Genomic DNA, 19,706 nt, shown 5'->3' on the forward strand with positions numbered 1-19,706 from the left:
GGCAGAGCGGACTTAGCGGATCACAATTTCATCCGCACGGATCATGCCAAGGACCGAGCGTGCCTGTTGATCCAGCAAATCCAGATCCAGATAAGTATCGGACAGACGGCGCGTCAGGTTTTCCATTTCGATGATTTCGGAATTCAGGGCTGCCAAATCGCGTGACAGGGCGTCCCGTTCCGCTGCGATCTCAACCCTGCGGAAGAGACCATAGTCGCCCTGAACGGCAGCGAAGGTGAAATAAACACCCAGCATGAAAGCCACCGAAAAGAAGACAACTGCGCCCAAACCGGGCCGATGGGAACGGGACACTCTGTTTACCGCCGTATGAATACTGCCTCAATAACGTGCCCTTTTCGGGCATCTCCCGGCACTATGTCATAGGTGATTCGGGTTGTGAATCCCCGAATGCAGAAAAAGTTGCGACCTGAGTCGAAAATGAAAAAGGCGCCTCGGTTGAGGCGCCTTAATCTTCCAGTCACTGATCCAGTGCAGCAACACCCGGCAAGGTCTTTCCTTCCATCCATTCAAGGAAGGCCCCACCCGCTGTTGAGATGTAAGAAAAGTCTTTCGCTGCGCCAGACGCGTTGAGTGCCGCCACTGTGTCGCCACCACCGGCAACCGAAATCAGCTTGCCTGCGCGGGTTAGTTCAGCGGCTTTCAAAGCTGCTGCATCTGTTGCCGCATTGAAGGGTTCGATTTCAAAGGCGCCCAAGGGTCCGTTCCAGATCAGCGTCTGACTTTGTTCGAACACATCGACAATTGCTGCAACGCTTTCAGGACCGGCATCCAGGATCATACCTTCGTTAGGACACTGATCTACTGGCAGTGTTTGATGCGGGGCATTGGCCTCAAATTTCTCAGCGACAACAATATCGCGCGGCAGGATGATCTTGCATCCGGTGCTTTCGGCTTTGGCCATGATATCTGACGCGGTTTCGGTCATACCATGCTCGGCCAGAGATTTTCCGACGTTCAGGCCTTGCGCCAGCAGGAAGGTGTTCGCCATGCCCCCGCCGATCACCAGATAATCCACTTTCTCAATAAGGTTGCCCAGAAGATCCAGTTTGGTTGAAACCTTGGCACCACCAACAACAGCTGTAACTGGGCGCTTGGGTGACCCCAGCGCATTCTCCAAAGCGCTGAGTTCCTGCTGCATCAGGCGTCCGGCACAGGCAGGTAGCAAGCGCGCCAATGCTTCGGTCGAGCTATGCGCGCGGTGCGCGGCGGAGAATGCGTCATTGCAGTAGACATCGCCCATCTTGGCCATGCCCTTAGCAAGATCGATGCTGTTTTTGGTCTCTTCTGCATGAAATCGGGTGTTTTCGAGCAAAAGGACTTCACCTGTGCCCAGTGCAGCCGTGGCTTTTTCGGCCTCATAGCCGACGCAGTCATCTGCAAATCGAACTGTTGTGCCAAAGGCCGCTTCCAAAGCCGGAACCAGCTGTTTGAGCGATAGGTTTGGACGGGGTTCACCACCCGGGCGTCCGAAATGGGCCAGCAGGATCGGTTTGCCGCCTGCCTTCAGGATATCCTGCACAGTGGGTACGATCCGCTGGATGCGAGTATCGTCGGTGACCTGACCGTCGGCGACAGGTACGTTGATGTCCACGCGCACCAATACTCGCTTGCCGTTCAGGTCCATGTCGTCCAGTGATTTCCAGCCCATTGTGCATACCTCGACCATTGCAACAGAATTAGGCGGTTCTTTTCCTGCATTTTGCCCTCAGGTCAATGCGTGACTTGGCATTCGCGCGCCCGGCGCATAGGTATTTGCGCAAGACCAATCGACAGGAGGGCCAGATGGCCGAGATCAAGGATCCCGAAAACACAATCATCGTCGAACTCAAGGACGGTAATGTCGTCATCGAGCTGCTGCCTGATGTGGCACCGCAGCACAGCGCTCGGATGAAAGAACTGGCCCGGGCTGGCGAATATGACAACGTGGCCTTCCACCGTGTGATCGACGGCTTCATGGCACAAACCGGCGATGTACAGCACGGTGACATGGAAGACGGGTTCAACCTGCGCATGGCGGGGACCGGTGGTTCGTCGCTGCCGAATGTTCCGGCTGAATTCTCCAAACTGCCTCATGATCGTGGCACACTGGGTGCGGCACGTTCGCAGAATCCGGACTCGGCCAACTCGCAGTTCTTTATCAACTTCAAGGACAACCACTTCCTGAACGGTCAATACACGGTCTATGGCCGCGTTATCGACGGGATGGAGCACGTGGATGCGATTGTTCGCGGTGAGCCGCCAATGAGCCCTGACCGCATGATCAGCGTCAAGGTGGCCGCCGATGTATAAGCTGGCAGCTGCATTTGTCCTGCTGGCCAGCCCTGCGCTGGCCACCGGCCTGGAAATTGAGGTCGAAGGAGAGGGCGCCAACGGGACGATCACCGTCGATCTGCTCGAAGACGTCGCGCCGAAGCATGTCGAGCAGATCACCGCTCTGGCTGGTGAAGGCAAGTATGACGGCGTGGTATTCCACCGCGTGATCGACGGATTCATGGCGCAGACAGGTGATGTCGAATACGGCAACATGAACTCTGACAACTTCAACGTCAGCGCGGCAGGCCGTGGAGGTTCTGAGCGCCCCGATCTGCCTGCTGAATTCTCGGATATTTCGTTTGATCGCGGTGTCGTCGGAATGGCGCGGGCTCAGGATCCCAACAGCGCCAATTCGCAGTTCTTCATCATGTTTGAGCCTGGTCCGTTCCTCGACGGCCAGTATACGGTCGTCGGTAAAGTAACCGGCGGTATGGACGTGGTTGATGCCATCAAGCGCGGCGCCGGCCAGAACGGTGCCGTCGTTGGCCAGCCAGACGTCATGAAAAAGGTCACCGTCGTCGAGTGACGCTATTGACCGGCGCCAACCCTGGTGCCGGTCTCTCTCTCATCTCATTTCCTGCACAATCCCTCACGTCTGCGTGTTGCAGGCTGTTTGCGTTATTTCGTCTGTATAAGATGAGGCAAATGGCGAGGTAACGAGATGCGCATCTTTACCTTCTTACTGATGATCCTGTTTGCATCCACGGCGCAAGCAAACCCGGATCAATGGCGTGGTGAGTGGCCTGATACCAATTTCGGAAAGACAAACATCGGGAGTTGGTCCGAGGTTCAATCGGGCGGTCCACCCAAAGATGGGATCCCGGCGCTAAGTGATCCGGCATTTGTGCGCGCATCGGGCAAATCAGGTCTCGCGGCATCAGAACCTGTCATTACGGTCGAACTGTCAGGCCAGAGCCCGCGCGCTTATCCCATTCGATACCTGATGTGGCATGAGATCGTGAATGACCGGGTTGGCGGAAAGCCGATCGCGGTGACCTATTGCCCGCTCTGCAATTCCGGCATCGTGTTCGATCGTCGTACTCCCCGCGGTGTGCTTAGTTTCGGGGTCAGTGGGAAACTGCGTAACTCGGACATGATCATGTATGACCGCGAAACCCAAAGCTGGTGGCAACAAGCCACCGGTGAAGCGATTGTCGGACGCCTGACAGGAACTCAACTCAAGGCGCTGCCTGCTTGGATGGAAAGCTGGGCAGAGTTTCAAGAGCGTAACCCAATTGGGCTTGTCATGGCGGAGCCGGGCTTCAATCGCGACTACGGGCGCAACCCCTATCGTGGTTACGATACTTCACGCCGACCATTCCTTTATTCCGGCGAAATGCCTCCGCATGGCATTGATCCGCTGGAACGGGTGGTACGCGTGGGCAATCGAGCCTGGCCGTTGACACGTCTCAGTCGCGAAGGAGAAGTGAGCGAGGCGGGTGTAACAATCAGCTGGATGCCAGGACAGTCTTCGGCTCTGGATACCAGCAGCATTGGAAACGGGCGGGATGTCGGGTCAATCCGGGTGCGGGATGGTAACGGGCGCGATGTTGTCCACGACGTTATGTTCGCCTTTGCCTTCCATGCATTCTGGCCCAACGGGACGTGGATGATTGATCCCTGAGAGGGGTAAGCCCGCTCAGTTTCAAGAACCCTTAGCTTGTTTGCTTGGGACGTTGACGCGCCCGCCCGGATACACTGCGCCTTACGCGCGCCAGCATTCCATGTTCATTGATATGGCTCTTGTAGGCGCGGTAGGATGGAGCTTGCGACAAGCATCTTTCTTCATGCCATGCCCGAAAATAGTAGATCCCATTTACCCCGAGCAGTGCAGTGCAATTCGCTATACCGGTCCAGAAATCAACCGCGATAAAAGGGATCGAAATAAGCCACCAAGTGATGTTTTTGCTTATATAAGACGGGTGCTTGCTGATGTTGTAGGGAAAGTCACATGCCAGCCCGCGATAGGTAAGATTTGAGAATCTGATCCCCATACGCGCGGCAGTCAGGCAGTAAATCGCCAGGAAGAAGAGGATCGTACTGCCCCATAAGACATAGAGCACCGGGTAGTCCCATAGCCAATTGCCCCATGCGAAACCTTCTTCGACATAGTTGAAATAGTTGCGCGACAAAAGTTGCCAGAATGGAGCGTAGCAGATGATACAAACCAGCCATCCGCTTACCGTTGCCTCAGTCCAGCGGATTTGTGAGATCAGCAGGCGGGTTGCCGTGGCATAGCCAATCACAACGATCGTCAGATCCAAAAAGAAGGCAAATCGGTAGAGATAGCGATAGGCTTCAGCGAAACTTGTTGAATCCCAAAGGGAACGGGTCTGCAGGAAAGACCAGTCGTAGACCAGATAGCAGAACATCAACGGCAGAAAGTACCCTTTGATCCCGAGGCCCAGCAGATGAACCTTCAGCCCGGGGGCATCAGTCGACTGACGACCAAAGGTCAGAACCACGCGTCCCAGATGCCAAAGCCCGTCGCGCGGATGCCGCATGGAAAAATGAACCGCAGTTACTGTCAGCAGGACAACAGCTAAGATCAGGCCCCAATAATCCGCTAGCAGGGAAAAGAAGGGCTGATACCAATCCCTTCGATAGATATCCGCAGTCAGATAAAACAGCGCCAGAAGTCCAAAACTGGCGGCCAGTCCGACAAGCTTGATCTGAAAGTCCAGAATGTACTGCGGATCTGAGAAGTTCTTGGGCCTGTAAACCAGACCGCTGCCCGGCTGGAGATGGATCCTTGCGATGAATATCTCGGACAGGGCGAGCAAACCAAATATCGACAGGGCAAACAGCACTGTCTGATCCCGATCCGATATCCCTGGCATGTCAGGCCATAGGTAATGCAGGATTGGAATTGCGGTAATGGCGATCACACCGGTTGTAGCCGGGATCGCCGATGCGGGGCGTTTAAAGCCGGGGCGGGCACTCATGAACTTGCTCTCTTGCACATGCGAATGGATTTTCGCGGCTTAATCCCGGATTTCAACACACCAGAGCGCGAAGGTCCAATTCTTGTCTCGGGTGTGTCTTGGTGAAGTCAAAGAAGCTGTCCGTTTAGGTGGAGCAGAGTTTGCCGAATTTCCATAAAAAAAGACGTTGCCAATTCGGCAACGTCTTTGTGGATTTATCTGTCTAAGACTTTGCTACTCGTCAGATGCCATCACCTTCCAGATAAGCGCACCAACGGCGCCGCCGATCAGCGGAGCGACCCAGAACAGCCAAAGCTGTGCCATAGCCGGGCCATCTGCAAACAGCGCCACACCTGTCGAACGTGCGGGATTTACGGATGTATTCGTCACCGGGATCGAGATGAGGTGTATCAGTGTCAGGGCCAGGCCGATGGCTATCGGAGCAAAACCGGCGGGAGCCCGATCAGATGTTGCACCGAGAATGATCAGAATGAAAAATGCGGTCAGGACAATTTCGATCACCAAAGCCGACATCATCGAATAACCCTCTGGTGAGGCCTCGCCATACCCGTTTGTCGCAAAGCTGCCGACACCCTCAAAACCCGGCGCGCCGCTGACGATCAGATACAAGACTGCCGCAGCAGCGATTGCACCGATGACCTGAGCGATCCAGTAAGGCAGAAGATCTTTCGCCGGAAACCGTCCGCCGATCATCAGACCAAGACTGACAGCAGGGTTGAAATGTCCGCCCGAGATATGTCCAACGGCGAAAGCCATGGTCAGAACCGTTAGGCCGAAGGCAAACGCGACACCCAGCCAACCGATACCAACATCAGCGACACCTGCCGCCAGAACCGCACTGCCACAGCCGCCAAGAACCAGCCAGAAAGTGCCAAAAAATTCAGCCAGAAGTTTTGATGACATTGAAAGTCCTCCACAAAACAATGGAGTTAAGGTTAATTCAAAAAATACTTTTTGTGAAACTGTGCCTTATGGGGAGTTTTTGCGCGTTGTCGTCAATTGCGTAAATTGTGGTGGTCAGAACGGTGTTCTGAGCCTTTGTACGATACCCGCGCCACGCTGATTTGAGGGTGGTTACATGTCTTGGGGCAGCAGATAAGCAGATACACTTTTTGCCGATGTCACTAAATTATTGGTGCGTATTCACGTCCAGTTCGCTGGCCAGGACTTCGATCGCGCCCCATATCCTGCGCGGTATCCGTAAAGGTTGGTTTTGCGAATCCGCAAACAGGTTTCGTTCGCGCTCACCCGGCACTTCAACCACGTCGTGCCCCTTTGCCGGTGCCGAGCTGCGAATTTCAGATAGTATCTCTTCGGCAGCGATCTGCATCGATGGGGACGTGTTGTACCGACGACAATCGAGGGCCAGTACCAACCAGTTGATCTCACCCGCCAGTACCGGGCCAAGCATCGCTTCGCCGATCAATTCCGCAATCAACGCCAAGCCATATCCCAGCGGGCCACCTTTGGGTAGGATCGCTCCGCCATCAAAATAGTCTTCGGGATTTCGCGTTGGTTCACCATCGCGGTTCACAATCAAACCGTCAGGGAGTTCTACACCCGCAGCACGTGCGGCATAAATCCAGCCGCCAGCAGCTTGTGAGGTTGCGATGTCGATCACAACTGGCCCCCGTTCTCCGCCGGGCATTGCGATGCAGTAGGGGTTGGTTGGAAGCAGCGCTGTACGCCCTCCATAAGGCGCTACCATACGCCAGCGTTTGCGATTGCCTCCGCCAATTGCGATAGAGAGGCAACCTTTTTCAGCTGCGATTTCACCAAACGCTCCGAGCCGTCCCGTATGTCCGGCACCGAGAACCGCAACAGCTGAAATGCCCCTGTCGATCGCGGTCTCTGCCGCCAGTTGGTGCGCCATTCTCATTGCGGGGATGCCGATACTGCCACCCGCATCGATGGTAAGGCGGCCACTATCGCTTTTCTTGATCTCAGGTTTCACGCCGGTGTTCAGCGTACCGTCCAACATCTCTCGAGTGTATTGCAGCACACGTACGATTCCGTGGGATTCGACCCCACATTGATCAGCTTGCACAAGGTGCTTTGCCACTTCTTCCGCAACCTCGGGCGTGGTGCCAGCCGCTATGAAAAGCGCCTTTGCTGTCAGAATGGCTTGTTCGGGGGAGACCTCGATCCGATCATCAGCATGAAGTTTGCCCACTGTGCCTCCTGCAACACTATGTTCCGGATTCGGAGTGATTGCCTCTGACGGTTACACATCTAAATCGGAACTGCAGTAATTTCCGAACAAGCGCCGATGCATCTGTAGCGAACAAAAAAACACCGCAGATTTCTCTGCGGTGTTTGAAACGATTGGAATGTCAGCTGGATTACTGGCTGACTTCGGCTGCCGGGTTTGCGCCCGACTTGCCGCTGCGGCCCGGATTCAGGGGGTCGTCCTGACGCTGAACCGAACCTTCGAAATGTGCGCCGCTTTCGATGGCGATGGTCTTGTGGATGATGTCGCCCTCGACGCGTGCGGTCGAAGTCAGGCGTACTTTCAATCCACGCACGCGGCCAACGATACGACCGTTGATTACGACGTCATCAGCGGTAACTTCACCTTTGATGGTCGCGGTTTCACCGATGGTCAACAGGTGCGCACGGATGTCGCCTTCGACAGTGCCTTCAACCTGAATGTCTCCGGTGGTCTTGATATTACCTGTGATATGCAGGTCAGAAGACAGTACCGACGCCGGTGGCTTTGGCTTGGGCGCAGTGCTTGCCTTTGTCTCTGCAGGGGCAGGGGTTGCCGGAGTTGCCGGAGCGGCGGGTTTGGCCGCCTCAGAAGCCTTGGGTGCGGGCTCGTTCATTTTGCTCTTAGAAAACATTTCTCGCAGCCTTGATGTAAGTCATTGGATTTACAGGTTTACCATTCACGCGTACTTCGTAGTGCAGGTGCGTGCCGGTCGACCGTCCGGTGCTACCCATATCAGCAATATGATCGCCGCGCGAGACCCTTTGACCGACCTTTACACGGATCTTGGTATTATGAGCATAAAGTGTCTCAATCCCGAAGGCGTGCTTGATCTTAACCAGCCTGCCGAAACCGGATTGCCAGCCTGCATGGGTTACTACGCCATCTGCTGTCGCAAAGATGTCGGTGCCGGTTGCACCAGCGAAATCAGCGCCATTGTGCATTCGGCGGCCACCCGTCTTGGGATCACGCCGGGTACCGAAGCCACTGGTAAAGCGCACGGCCGCACGCACCGGACTTGCAAAGGGGGCCTTTTCTGCAGCGATCCTGTACAGGTTCAACTGATCCATTTGCTGTAGCAGAGTATTCGCACGCACTTCGTCGGCAGAAAGTTCTGCCTCTTCACCGCGCGTGCTGAAGGATAAAGGGGTCAGCGGACCGCCCATACCGCTATATCCGCGCCGGACCTCTTCGATTATGCGATCTGTTGGCATGCCAGCCTGCCGGAACATCTTATCCAGCGGCTCGACCGAGATCACCATAGCTTCTTCCAGCTGACGGAAAATCTCGTCGCTGCGCTCCTGCATCAGCCGGATTTCAAGCTCAAGCTCATCGCGCTGCTCCAACGCATCCTGGGCGTTCGCAGCGATCTCGTCGCGTTCAAGTGCAGTGCGCGCCAGCGCATCTGTCATGAACGCCATCTGCGCAGGATTGGCCGAAGCCACCATGTACATTTCGTCGCTGTCAGTTTCCTGCTGGAGCTCAGCGAGTTCAACCCGGGCCTCTTCACGCTGCTTCATAGTCGCGCGGAGAGTGGTTTGAATAACTTCGATCCCGGTTTCCAGTTCGCGACGCCGGTTTTCCGATTTGAGCAACTCGGATTGCATTGCCGAGATTTGCTCCAGTGCGGCGTTGAACCGATCGTGCGCAGCCAGTGCCTCTTCTGCGCGCGCGTCGCGTTCTGCGGACAGAATGTTGAGACGTTCCTGATAGGTCGCCTGATCGCGCTTGGCCTGATCGCGGAAATTCCCAGATCCGATACTGTCCATCAGCAATATTGCTGTTGAGACAGCGGTCCAGCCCACCATAACGGCAACTCCAGCTACAGCTGCGATCTGAGTTTCCGAACTCAGACGGATGAACCGCGTGTCATTATCGGACTTTAAAAATACCCGGCGTTCCGGAAAGTGCCGCTCGAGCAGTGAGTGTAGTTTGATTGCCAGACGTGTTCGCACGCGTCTTTACCTCTCATCCCCTGTTCGGGACCGGTCATGAGTGGGTAGCCGTCCCTTGGGCCGATTGCATAAAGGCCAAGTCGCGTTTGGGCAAGTTTGTTAACAATCAGGTCTGCCCGGACAGAGAATTACCGCACGGCATCGGCAGGAAATTGCCGATCTGAGGGAGGAATATCAGTCCTTCACAACCCCAGGTGGTGGCATATCATCCGCGAGTGGCCAGTAGAAATCCGGAGGCAATCCGGCCTCGGCGCGTTTCTCTTCATTGAAAGGCGGTTTGAGCGCTCCTTGAAAATAGCGGCGTACAAGCTGGTGAAACACATCTTTTGGATCTGCGTTTTCCCGACCGCACAAAAAGTGGAACCACTTTGATCCATACGCTACGTGGCCGACCTCTTCGGAATAGATGATTTCCAGCGCTTCAATCGCCTGTTTGGCGTCAGCTTTGCGGAATATGTCAATCATGCCGGGGGTTACATCCAGCCCACGCGCTTCAAGCACCATTGGCACGACTGCCAGCCGACCCATCAGGTCTTCGGCGGTGTCTTCAGCTGCGCGCCACATACCGGCATGGGCGGGAAGGGCGCCATAGTGGCTGCCCATTTGTTCCAGACAGTCGCACACCATTTCAAAATGGCGCGATTCCTCTTCGGCGCACTTCACCCAGTCGTCATAAAACCCGATTGGCATGGGCACATGCCCGAACCGGGCGATGATGTCCCAGTGCAAATCCACAGCATTTAACTCGATATGTGCAACAGCATGCAGCAGGGCGATCCTGCCCGCTTCACTACCGGGACGGCGTCTCGGAACATCGCGGGGCGACAACAACTCGGGACGATCAGGCCGCGCCGGATTAAGCGGAGGAGTTGCCGTTCCGACTTCGATCGGCTCAGAATCGCCTTTTCTGGATTCGAACCATGCAGCCGCATATTTCTTTGACAGGGCGGTTTTCGCCCTGCCGTCCGCGGTGGTCAGAACCTCGGTCGCCATCTGAGACAATGTTTTTGGCACGGGTTTCCTCCGCCAATCGCTGTTCGTGGCGGGTGATAAACCGGATCAAGCTGAGGGTCGAGAGGACTGTGAACTTGACCGTTAAAGCGCCTGAACAGCTTCCAGAACTTCCTCGACATGGCCGGGCACTTTGACCTTGCGCCAGACGCGGGCGATCTTCCCCTCTGCGTCGATGATGAAGGTCGATCGTTCGATCCCCATAGAGGTTCTGCCATACATCTTCTTTTCCACCCAGACGCCGTAATCTTCGCAAACAGATGATCGCTCGTCTGACAGCAAGGGCGTCGTCAGGCTGTGCTTGGCAACGAACTTGTCATGCTTTGCGACGCTGTCACGCGAGATGCCAAAAACCTGAGCACCCGCGTCGGCAAAGGATTGAAGTTGTTCTGAGAAACCGATGGATTCCTTGGTACAGCCCGGCGTATCATCACGGGGATAGAAAAACAAAACGACGGTACCGCCGCGCAGATTCGACAAAGTCACTTCTCCGCCGCCATCGCGGGGCAAAGTGAAATCGGGGGCGGTGTCTGAAACGTCGGGCATTGGAAACTCCGGCAAAGGTTTTTAATTGATGCTCGACATCATAGGGCGGCGTAGTCGGTTTGAAAGGCGTGGATAGCAAATTGATCCAGCAAGATCAGGAAGGTGCTGCGCAGGCAGAACAACAGCCGCGCCGCCGATCCCGTCGGCGCAGGGCTGGTCTGTGGACTTTGCGCGGTGTTGTCCTGTTGTTGTTTCTCGCGCTGTTCACGGGATTTATGGTGGTTGGTCAGCGGCTGCATGCACCTGAGTGGCTCAGCGACCGCGTCGAAGCGCGCCTTGAGCGGGCCTTGGGTGGTTTGCAGATCAGGTTCGGTGACGTCAGCTTTATCATTCACGAAGGTTGGCGACCCAGATTGCGACTTACGGATGTGACCGTAAGCGATGCGGCGGGACAGCAAATCGCCCAGGTCGCAGATGTACGTGCAAGTCTGGCGATGAGGCCGCTGTTGCGCGGCCAGGTGCGCCCCAAGCGCATCATCCTGAACGGAGCGCTGATTGCATTGACGCGCGGTCCCGATGGCGCGCTGTCGCTGACCGTCGGATCTGGAAGCACGCCTTTGCAGGAGGCACCGAATTTTGCTCAGCTACTGGAAGGCTCGGACAGGATATTCCAATCCCCGGCATTGTCGGCCCTGACTTCGGTCGAACTTGATGCAATCACTCTTGATTACAAGGATTTGCGACTGGGCCGGTCGTGGCTTCTGGATGGTGGGCATATTCAGGCCAACCGCAATGACAACGAAGTACGTTTGGCAACGGGTTTCTCGGTACTGGCAGGGCGTGATTATGTCAGTTCTATCGAAGCTAATTATACCAGCACACTGGGCTCGCCTGCGGCCCGGTTTGGCGTATCAATAACCGACTTGCCTGCCGAAGATATTGCCGGGCAGACCCCGGCTTTGGCATGGTTGCAGGTGCTCAACACGCCAATTTCCGGGGCATTGCGAGGCAGCATTGATGCGCAGGCGGCCTTGGGCCCGGTCTTTGCGACTCTGAACCTGGGCGCTGGTGCCGTGCAACCGAACCCCGAAATCAAACCGGTGCCGTTTGAATCCGCGCGTACGTACTTCACCTATGATCCGGTTGGTCAGGTTCTGGATTTCAACGAGGTTTCGATCGATTCAGCCTGGGGGTCTGTGCAGGCTGAAGGCAAGGCTTTTCTGCAAGGCGTTGATAGCGGCTTGCTAGAGAGCATGGCGGCACAATTTCGTCTGATCGGTATTCGTGTGAATCCGGCAAATCTGTTCACTGAGACCTTGGAACTGAGACGCGCTGATCTGGATTTTCAGATGAAGCTAAATCCGTTTCGGGTGCAGTTGGGACAGGTCACGATCGAAGATGGTGCACATCGATTGCGCGCTTCGGGAAACTTGGTCGGTCTGACCGAAGGTTGGAGCGTGGACCTTAATGCAAATATTGATCAGATGCCCTCGGAACAGGTTTTGCAATATTGGCCGCCACGGCTTGCACCCAAACCGCGTATTTGGGTGACTGAAAATCTGTATCAGGGTGAAGTATCTGACATGGATTTTGCACTCAGGTTGCGACCACAATCCGAACCCGACATTTATCTGGATTTCGATTTTGATAAAGCTCGCGTTCGGTTTGCCAAGACATTGCCTCCTGTGGAGGATGCTCAGGGTCAGGCAAGCCTGATTAATGACCGCTTTACGATAACGGCTCAAAAGGGTGTCGTTGTCGCAGACGAGGGCGGATCAGTTGATGCATCAGGCACGTCCTTCATCATCCCGGATGTGAGTATCAAGAAAACGACACCCGGTATCGCCCGGATTGTTGCAAACGGTAGCGTTACAGCAGCGCTTTCGTTGTTGAACCGGGCTCCTCTCGAAGTGATGACCAAAGCCGGTTTGCCAGTTGATTTGGCCAATGGCCGGGTTGGCTTGGTGGGCACACTGTCGCTACCGCTGAAAAAGAAGCTGAAATTTGAAGAAGCGGAGTTTCACTTCACAGGAAGTCTCGATGACCTGGCGAGTGATAAGCTGGTTCCCGACGTCAACGTCAGCGCAGATAATCTGCAATTGAGTGGAGACCAGACCCAGGTCAACATTCAGGGGAATGGCTTCTTTGGGGTGGTGCCGATTCAGGCTCGTTGGCAACAACCGATCGGAGGCGAAGAACCTCAGCGCAGCGAACTGACAGGACAGATCGAGTTATCACCGCGGTTGATGGATGAACTCAGAGCAGGGCTGCCCAATGGGATGTTGACCGGGCAGGGTACGGCAGCACTCCGATTGGGGATTGGCGCGGGCGAGCCGCCAAAGTTGTCCGCGGAGTCCGATCTGGTCGGAGTGGCGCTGGCCATCCCTGAGCTCGGCTGGCGGAAAGGGGCAAACAGTAGTGGCAGCCTAACGGCAGAGGCCACATTGGGTGACCAGTTGCGTGTGGATTCGCTCAGGCTTGATGCAGCTGGTCTCAGAACGGTCGCGTCGATATCGTTCCGGGATGGTGATGAGCTGGATCGTGTTCAGTTCAGTTCATTCGAGCTGGGTGAATGGCTGGCCGTTCCCGCCGAGCTGATTGGGCGAGGAGCCGCGTTGCCGGACATTCGCGTTCTCGGTGGCGTTATGGATCTGGGAAAGGCGACCTTTGGAAATGGAACCGGTGGCGGAGGCAGCTCTAGGCCGGGACCAAAGCTTGAGGTTGCATTGGACCGGCTGCAGGTCACCGAAGAGGTTGCCCTAACAGGGATGCGGGGTACGTTTGAAACCACAGGTGGTCTTCGGGGGCCATTCTCAGCGCGGGTGAATGGAAAAGCAGCGATCAACGGTCAGGTATCCCCTCGTGGCGGGCGAAGTGCGGTGACCCTAACCTCGAATGATGCAGGTGCGGTTCTGAGTTCTGCCGGGCTTTTGACGCAGGCAAGAGAAGGTAACCTGCGCGTACAATTGGATCCGATTGCCGAAGCCGGGAACTATGATGTCGACCTAAAGATCACCGATACCCGTATCAAGGATGCCCCGGCGATGGCTGCTTTGCTCAATGCCATCAGCCTGGTTGGCTTGCTGACCGAGATGGCGGGACAGGGCATCTATTTTTCGTCAATTGACAGCAAGATGCGGATTACTCCCACCGAAGTCAAAGTTCTAAGCGGTAGCGCGGTAGGCCCGTCAATGGGCCTGTCCTTTGATGGCACCGTGGATACGGTCAGGCAGACGCTGAATCTGCGTGGAGCGATATCTCCGATATACCTGGTCAACGCGATTGGCAGTGTTCTGACGCGAAAAGGTGAAGGGATATTTGCATTCAACTATACATTGACAGGGCCGATTGGCTCGCCTCAGGTTTCGGTAAACCCACTATCCGGACTCGCCCCACTGTTTCTTCGCGACCTTATGCGCGGACCACGACCCACGGTTTCTGACGGGCCTAACGCGCAGCCGCAGAACCCAGGTGGGACCCAACCCACTCAGGGAACTCGCGGTGAGGATCGGTAAGTCAGGCTGTGGCCGAATCTGTCAGAGCCCTGTAATGCGCCGCCATGCAACTGAGTGACTTTGATTTCGACCTGCCCGAAGACTTGATCGCGACGCGGCCTGCCAGCCCGCGCTCCTCTGCGCGCCTGCTGGTGGCAAATGGGGGTGAGATCACGGATCAGCAGGTTTTGGATTTGCCCAACTGGCTGCGCCCGGGTGACCGTCTTGTCCTGAACGATACGCGGGTGATTCCTGCGCGACTGAATGGGCGTCGCCATCGCAATAGCGCGCAAGGGCCTGTCTCGGCCGCAATTGAGGCGACTTTGCTTGATCCGCAATCTGATGACACATGGGCGGCACTGATCAAACCGCTTAAGAAAGTGAAGCTTGGCGAAGAGATCGTGTTCTCGGAACGGCTGAGTGCGACGCTGGAACGGGTCGAGGACGGACAAGCCTGTTTGCGTTTCAATCTGCGAGGCGATGATTTCGACGAAGCGCTTGAACAAGCAGGCGCGATGCCATTGCCGCCTTACATCGCAGCCAAACGACCTGCGGATGAGCAGGACAAGACCGACTATCAAACCGTTTGGGCGCAGAATTCAGGAGCCGTCGCAGCCCCAACCGCATCGCTACATTTCGATGAGGCGCTGTTGCATGCGCTGGGCGAACGCGGGGTGACGTTTACACATGTTACCTTGCATGTCGGAGCGGGGACGTTCCTCCCGGTCAAGGTCGAGGACGTCACCACACACAAGATGCATGCCGAGTGGGGGCGCGTCAGCGAACAGGCCGCCGAGGAAATACGCGCGACCAAAGCCGCCGGTGGACGGGTCATTCCCGTAGGTACGACTGCCCTGCGTCTGATCGAGAGCGCGGCCCGCAGCGGCAGTATTCAGCCGTGGGAAGGCGAAACCGATATCTTTATCTATCCGGGTTTCGAGTTTCATGTGACAGACGCGTTGATGACCAACTTCCACCTGCCGAAATCGACGTTGCTGATGCTGGTGTCGGCGCTGATGGGGCAGGATCGGGTCAACGACATCTACGCGCATGCCATTGCTAGGAAATATCGTTTCTTCTCTTATGGGGATGCGTCGCTTTTGATGCCTTGAAAGCCGTGTTTTCCGGATCGCGCCTTTAGAATGTCGTAGACAAGCGCGACCAAAGGGTTTTTTGATCTCAAGACGTACAACACGTCGGCAATTCCGGGTGGCAGCATGCTTCAGGTTCTTTCCAGCGCTTGGGCGCTTCTTCTTGGTATGGGATTGCTGATGGTCGGCAACGGCCTTCAGGGTACGCTGCTGGGTGTGCGGGGTGAGATTGAGGGTTTCTCGACTCTGCAGATGTCATTCGTGATGTCGGCTTACTTTGTCGGTTTCCTTGGCGGATCGCGCCTTGCACCTGAAATGATCCGGCGCGTAGGGCATGTACGCGTATTTGCGGCACTGGCGTCTTTCATCTCTGCCGTGATGATCATGTATCCGATGCTCACCGACCCGATTGCCTGGTCACTTGGGCGCGTTGTGATCGGGTTCTGCTTTTCCGGGGTGTATGTGACGGCTGAAAGCTGGTTGAACAATGCCGCAAGCAACGAAAACCGTGGGCAAGCGCTGTCGCTGTACATGATCGTACAGATGACGGGTATCGTCAGCGCACAAGCACTTTTGTTGATAGGCGATCCCGCAGGTTATGAGACATTCGTGATCGCATCGATCCTTGTCTCGGTTTCTTTTGCGCCAATTCTGCTGTCGATTTCACCAACCCCTGCATTTGACACGACCAAACCCATGACATTGCGCAAGCTGATGGAAACATCCCCGTTGGGTTGCGTTGGCATGTTCCTGTTGGGCGGCATTTTCTCGGCCCAGTTCGGGATGAGTTCGGTTTACGGCGCTCAGGCTGGTTTGTCGCTTGTCGAAATCTCGACCTTTGTAGCCTCGTTCTATGTGGGCGCAGTGTTGCTGCAATATCCGATTGGCTGGATTTCCGACCGTATGGATCGACGCATCCTGATCCTGCTTGTCGCTGTCGTTGGGGGCTGTGGTGCTCTGATCGGCATGTTCTTCGGGGCCACTTTCACGATCCTGTTGGCAGGCGCTTTCCTGATCGGCGGCATGACCAGCCCGCTCTATTCGCTGCTGATCGCCTATACCAATGACTATCTTGAGTATGACGATATGTCCGCAGCCTCTGGCGGCCTGATATTCATTAACGGTCTTGGTGCGATTGCAGGCCCGCTCATTACGGGCTGGTTGATGGGGGAAGGCATCGTGGGACCCGCAGGCTTCTTCCTGTTTATTGCGACCCTCATGTTTATCATGGCGGTTTATGCGCTCTACCGTATGACACAGCGTGCCTACGTACCTGTTGATGAGACCAGTTCGATTGCCTCCATTCTGCCTACTTCGTCACCAGTTGCGCTTGAAGTGGCGCAGGAGGTTGCAATCGAGGCTGCGCAGGATGATCCGGATGCGCAAGAACCTGCCTGAGCGCCGGATTTGTGTCGCAAATGTTGCAATATGTTACTGTAACAATTCTGTAAAACGGACTTAAATGACCTTACGTCCCTGGGGAGGGCAATTACGGAGTCAAGGGCATGGTAGGTCCTGAAGAAGTATTGAGTTTTTGGTTAGATGAAGTTGGCCCCGAGGGGTGGTATCTGCAGGATGAAGCGCTTGATGCGCAAATCCGTGAACTGTTCCTCGAAACATGGGAAGCGGCGTGCGAGGGCAGGTTCTCGCTCTGGCTGACCTATCCCAGCGGCTCACTGGCGTACATCATTCTGATGGACCAGTTCCCGCGCAATATGTTCCGGGGTAGTGGAAAGGCGTTCTCGTCTGACAGGGCAGCTTTGACAGCCGCGAAATGTGCGGTCGACAAAGGCTGGGATCTGAAGATTGACGAGCCGGCACGGCAGTTCTTTTACCTGCCGATGATGCACTCGGAAAACCTTTGTGATCAGGAACGCTGTGTGCGGCTCATGTGTGAGCGTATGCCGGAAAACGGCGCAGGCAACCTGTTGCATGCACGAGCCCACCGCGAAGTGATCCGCAAGTTCGGTCGGTTTCCATATCGGAACGAGGCGCTGGAGCGTCCGACAACCGAACACGAGGCGGCATATGTCAGCAGCGGTGGTTACGGCTCAACTGTTCGCGAGTTGCAGGGGGCCGCGACCTAGGTCGCGGGCTCACAGCCTCGAATAACAAGAATTCGATCGGTCACGACATCAGCCGAAGTGCTAATGGCGTGATCGATAAGCTCTTCGGGTTTTTCTGCTAAACCCGCGAGCTGTGACTGGGTGGTCTCCAGTTTGGTTTCCAGATCATTAAGCCGCTGCAATGTGGCATTCAGTTTCTGACTGACTACGCTGTCCAGTGTACCATCCTGTGAGCGAATAGCCGCCAAATCGCTGCGCACGGCTGCAAGCTCTCCCCGAATACTCTGCGCCTGATCCCGCAGAGGCGCCACCAGTTGCAGGTTCTCAGCAAACCCATCCCGGATACTCTCGATCGATTGGCTAAGTTTCAGTCCCAGAAACAGGCACAAGGCCACAAGGATCAAAGTTGCGTTCAAAAGGGCGAGCACTAAATCTTTGAGCGTTTTGGCCATGATACGCCTTTCGGAAATCTAAGAGAATGAAATACCCGGTGGTCCGGGCACCTCTGTTCTAGCTATTGGTGTATCTCGGGTATAGGTTCAATTCTGTGTAATTCAGACACGCTGACCTCGCGTCATATATGTCGCGGGAACGGACATTGATGAGTTTGAAAAAATAGTTTAACGGTAAACTAGTTTTCAATCGACCTGCGCCGAGAGGTACACATGGCTGCACAATCCTTTGATCTGATCGTAATCGGGGCAGGGCCCGGTGGCTATGTCGCTGCTATCCGCGCGGCCCAGTTGGGACTGAAGACGGCCGTGGTTGAACGCGAGCATCTGGGTGGGATTTGTCTTAACTGGGGGTGCATCCCAACAAAGGCGTTGCTGCGATCTGCAGAGGTGTTTCACCTCATGGAGCGTGCCAAGGATTTTGGTCTGAGCGCTGACAAGATCGGCTATGATCTCGATGCCGTGGTCAAACGTTCGCGCGGGGTGGCCAAACAGTTGACCAGTGGCGTTGGACATCTGCTCAAAAAGAACAAAGTCACCGTCGTGATGGGTGAGGCAACGATCCCAACCAAGGGCAAGGTCAGTGTCAAAACCGATAAGGGCACCGAAGAACTGACGGCAAAGAACATCATCCTTGCGACCGGTGCCCGGGCGCGTGAACTGCCTGGGCTTGAGGCTGACGGTGATCTGGTCTGGACCTACAAGCACGCTCTGCAGCCACCGCGCATGCCCAAGAAATTGTTGGTCATCGGCTCAGGTGCAATCGGTATCGAGTTTGCAAGCTTCTACCATACGTTGGGTGCTGACACGACCGTGGTCGAGGTGATGGACCGCATCCTTCCCGTCGAAGATGCCGAGATCAGCGCATTCGCCAAAAAGTCCTTTACCAAGCAGGGTATGACCATCAAGGAAAAGGCGATGGTCAAGCAGCTGGATCGTGGCAAAGGCAAGGTCACAGCGCATATCGAAGTCAATGGCAAGGTCGAGAAACACGACTTTGACACCGTGATTTCTGCAGTTGGAATCGTTGGTAATGTCGAAAACCTCGGCCTCGAGGCGCTTGGTGTCAAAATCGACCGCACTCACGTTGTGACAGATGAGTTCTGTCGCACCGGTGTCGAGGGTCTTTATGCCATCGGTGATATTGCTGGTGCGCCCTGGCTGGCGCACAAGGCCAGCCACGAAGGTGTCATGGTTGCCGAATTGATTGCAGGCAAACACGCGCACCCGGTCAAACCGGAAAGCATCGCAGGCTGCACATATTGTCAGCCGCAGGTCGCTTCGGTCGGTTACTCGGAAGCTAAGGCCAAAGAACTGGGCTACGAGGTCAAGGTTGGCCGTTTCCCCTTCATCGGTAACGGCAAGGCCATCGCTCTGGGTGAGCCCGAGGGCATGATCAAAACCGTATTTGATGCCAAAACCGGTGAATTGCTGGGCGCGCATATGATTGGCGCGGAAGTCACAGAGTTGATACAGGGTTATGTGGTTGGTCGCCAGCTTGAGACCACCGAAGAAGACCTGATGAACACCGTCTTCCCACATCCGACCTTGTCCGAGATGATGCACGAAAGTGTGCTGGACGCCTATGGCCGGGTGATTCACATGTAAGTTTGGGATGTTCCCAAGGGAAAAGGCACCGCCATATCGGCGGTGCCTTTTTTTG

General features: G+C 55.6%; 18 protein-coding genes. 8 read left to right on the forward strand and 10 right to left on the reverse strand.

Going from position 1 to position 19,706, the window contains the following annotated elements; genetic code table 11:
• Positions 1 to 12 precede the first annotated feature (12 nt).
• Both ACR0CW_RS05865 and ACR0CW_RS05870 read right to left on the reverse strand, forming a co-directional pair.
• Positions 13 to 312: an FtsB family cell division protein gene (locus ACR0CW_RS05865; protein ID WP_480787124.1), complete on the reverse strand. Its 300-nt coding sequence runs from the start codon at positions 310 to 312 to the stop codon at positions 13 to 15.
• A gap of 166 nt (positions 313 to 478) precedes the next feature.
• A complete protein-coding gene (locus tag ACR0CW_RS05870; protein ID WP_480787125.1) occupies positions 479 to 1,669 on the reverse strand; it encodes a phosphoglycerate kinase in 1,191 nt (396 codons plus the stop codon).
• A 134-nt stretch (positions 1,670 to 1,803) separates the two neighbouring features.
• Between ACR0CW_RS05870 and ACR0CW_RS05875 the strand changes: the two genes are divergently transcribed.
• From ACR0CW_RS05875 to ACR0CW_RS05885, 3 genes are all read left to right on the forward strand, one after another.
• On the forward strand, positions 1,804 to 2,310 hold the full coding sequence (locus ACR0CW_RS05875) for a peptidylprolyl isomerase (RefSeq protein WP_155151010.1): 507 nt from the start codon (positions 1,804 to 1,806) through the stop codon (positions 2,308 to 2,310).
• Positions 2,303 to 2,860, forward strand: a complete 558-nt coding sequence (locus ACR0CW_RS05880) for a peptidylprolyl isomerase (protein WP_480787126.1) — start codon at positions 2,303 to 2,305, stop codon at positions 2,858 to 2,860. The genes ACR0CW_RS05875 and ACR0CW_RS05880 overlap by 8 nt, the downstream gene beginning before the upstream one ends.
• A 135-nt stretch (positions 2,861 to 2,995) precedes the next feature.
• Positions 2,996 to 3,958 (forward strand): DUF3179 domain-containing protein, encoded by a 963-nt coding sequence (locus tag ACR0CW_RS05885; protein ID WP_480787127.1) that lies wholly within the window; start codon positions 2,996 to 2,998, stop codon positions 3,956 to 3,958.
• A 31-nt stretch (positions 3,959 to 3,989) separates the two neighbouring features.
• Here ACR0CW_RS05885 and ACR0CW_RS05890 read toward each other — a convergent pair whose 3' ends face one another.
• The 7 genes from ACR0CW_RS05890 to ACR0CW_RS05920 form a co-directional block, all read right to left on the reverse strand.
• A complete protein-coding gene (locus ACR0CW_RS05890) occupies positions 3,990 to 5,279 on the reverse strand; it encodes a hypothetical protein (RefSeq protein ID WP_480787128.1) in 1,290 nt (429 codons plus the stop codon).
• 213 nt (positions 5,280 to 5,492) lie between these two features.
• Complete coding sequence (gene aqpZ, locus ACR0CW_RS05895; RefSeq protein ID WP_155150999.1) at positions 5,493 to 6,182, reverse strand: aquaporin Z; 690 nt, start codon at positions 6,180 to 6,182, stop codon at positions 5,493 to 5,495.
• Between the two features lie 226 nt (positions 6,183 to 6,408).
• A complete protein-coding gene (locus tag ACR0CW_RS05900) occupies positions 6,409 to 7,452 on the reverse strand; it encodes an Ldh family oxidoreductase (protein ID WP_480787129.1) in 1,044 nt (347 codons plus the stop codon).
• Between the two features lie 169 nt (positions 7,453 to 7,621).
• Positions 7,622 to 8,122, reverse strand: coding sequence for a bactofilin family protein (locus ACR0CW_RS05905; RefSeq protein ID WP_155150996.1), 501 nt, complete (start codon positions 8,120 to 8,122; stop codon positions 7,622 to 7,624).
• Complete coding sequence (locus tag ACR0CW_RS05910) at positions 8,112 to 9,443, reverse strand: DUF5930 domain-containing protein (protein WP_480740242.1); 1,332 nt, start codon at positions 9,441 to 9,443, stop codon at positions 8,112 to 8,114. Before ACR0CW_RS05910 ends, ACR0CW_RS05905 begins: the two co-directional genes overlap by 11 nt.
• A gap of 174 nt (positions 9,444 to 9,617) precedes the next feature.
• Positions 9,618 to 10,436 carry a ferritin-like domain-containing protein gene (locus tag ACR0CW_RS05915; RefSeq protein ID WP_480787459.1) on the reverse strand — a complete coding sequence of 273 codons (819 nt, stop codon included), beginning with the start codon at positions 10,434 to 10,436 and terminating at the stop codon, positions 9,618 to 9,620.
• A gap of 102 nt (positions 10,437 to 10,538) precedes the next feature.
• Positions 10,539 to 11,000, reverse strand: coding sequence for a peroxiredoxin (locus tag ACR0CW_RS05920; RefSeq protein ID WP_480740243.1), 462 nt, complete (start codon positions 10,998 to 11,000; stop codon positions 10,539 to 10,541).
• A 68-nt stretch (positions 11,001 to 11,068) separates the two neighbouring features.
• On the opposite strand from ACR0CW_RS05920, the gene ACR0CW_RS05925 reads away from it, so the two are divergent.
• From ACR0CW_RS05925 to ACR0CW_RS05940, 4 genes are all read left to right on the forward strand, one after another.
• Positions 11,069 to 14,455, forward strand: coding sequence for a YhdP family protein (locus ACR0CW_RS05925; protein WP_480787130.1), 3,387 nt, complete (start codon positions 11,069 to 11,071; stop codon positions 14,453 to 14,455).
• A 44-nt stretch (positions 14,456 to 14,499) separates the two neighbouring features.
• Positions 14,500 to 15,546 (forward strand): tRNA preQ1(34) S-adenosylmethionine ribosyltransferase-isomerase QueA, encoded by a 1,047-nt coding sequence (queA, locus tag ACR0CW_RS05930; protein WP_480787131.1) that lies wholly within the window; start codon positions 14,500 to 14,502, stop codon positions 15,544 to 15,546.
• A gap of 105 nt (positions 15,547 to 15,651) precedes the next feature.
• Positions 15,652 to 16,923, forward strand: a complete 1,272-nt coding sequence (locus ACR0CW_RS05935) for an MFS transporter (protein ID WP_480787132.1) — start codon at positions 15,652 to 15,654, stop codon at positions 16,921 to 16,923.
• 107 nt (positions 16,924 to 17,030) lie between these two features.
• The gene (locus ACR0CW_RS05940; RefSeq protein WP_480787133.1) at positions 17,031 to 17,612 is read left to right on the forward strand and encodes a DUF924 family protein; all 582 of its coding nucleotides are present in this window, start codon (positions 17,031 to 17,033) and stop codon (positions 17,610 to 17,612) included.
• On the opposite strand, the gene ACR0CW_RS05945 is transcribed toward ACR0CW_RS05940, so the two are convergent.
• Complete coding sequence (locus ACR0CW_RS05945) at positions 17,609 to 18,043, reverse strand: hypothetical protein (RefSeq protein WP_480787134.1); 435 nt, start codon at positions 18,041 to 18,043, stop codon at positions 17,609 to 17,611. The two genes, ACR0CW_RS05940 and ACR0CW_RS05945, sit on opposite strands and share 4 nt — an antisense overlap.
• A 213-nt stretch (positions 18,044 to 18,256) precedes the next feature.
• Between ACR0CW_RS05945 and lpdA the strand changes: the two genes are divergently transcribed.
• Positions 18,257 to 19,651: a dihydrolipoyl dehydrogenase gene (lpdA, locus tag ACR0CW_RS05950; RefSeq protein ID WP_480787135.1), complete on the forward strand. Its 1,395-nt coding sequence runs from the start codon at positions 18,257 to 18,259 to the stop codon at positions 19,649 to 19,651.
• Positions 19,652 to 19,706: the final 55 nt, after the last annotated feature.

The organism is Ruegeria sp. CH6 (assembly GCF_056537005.1).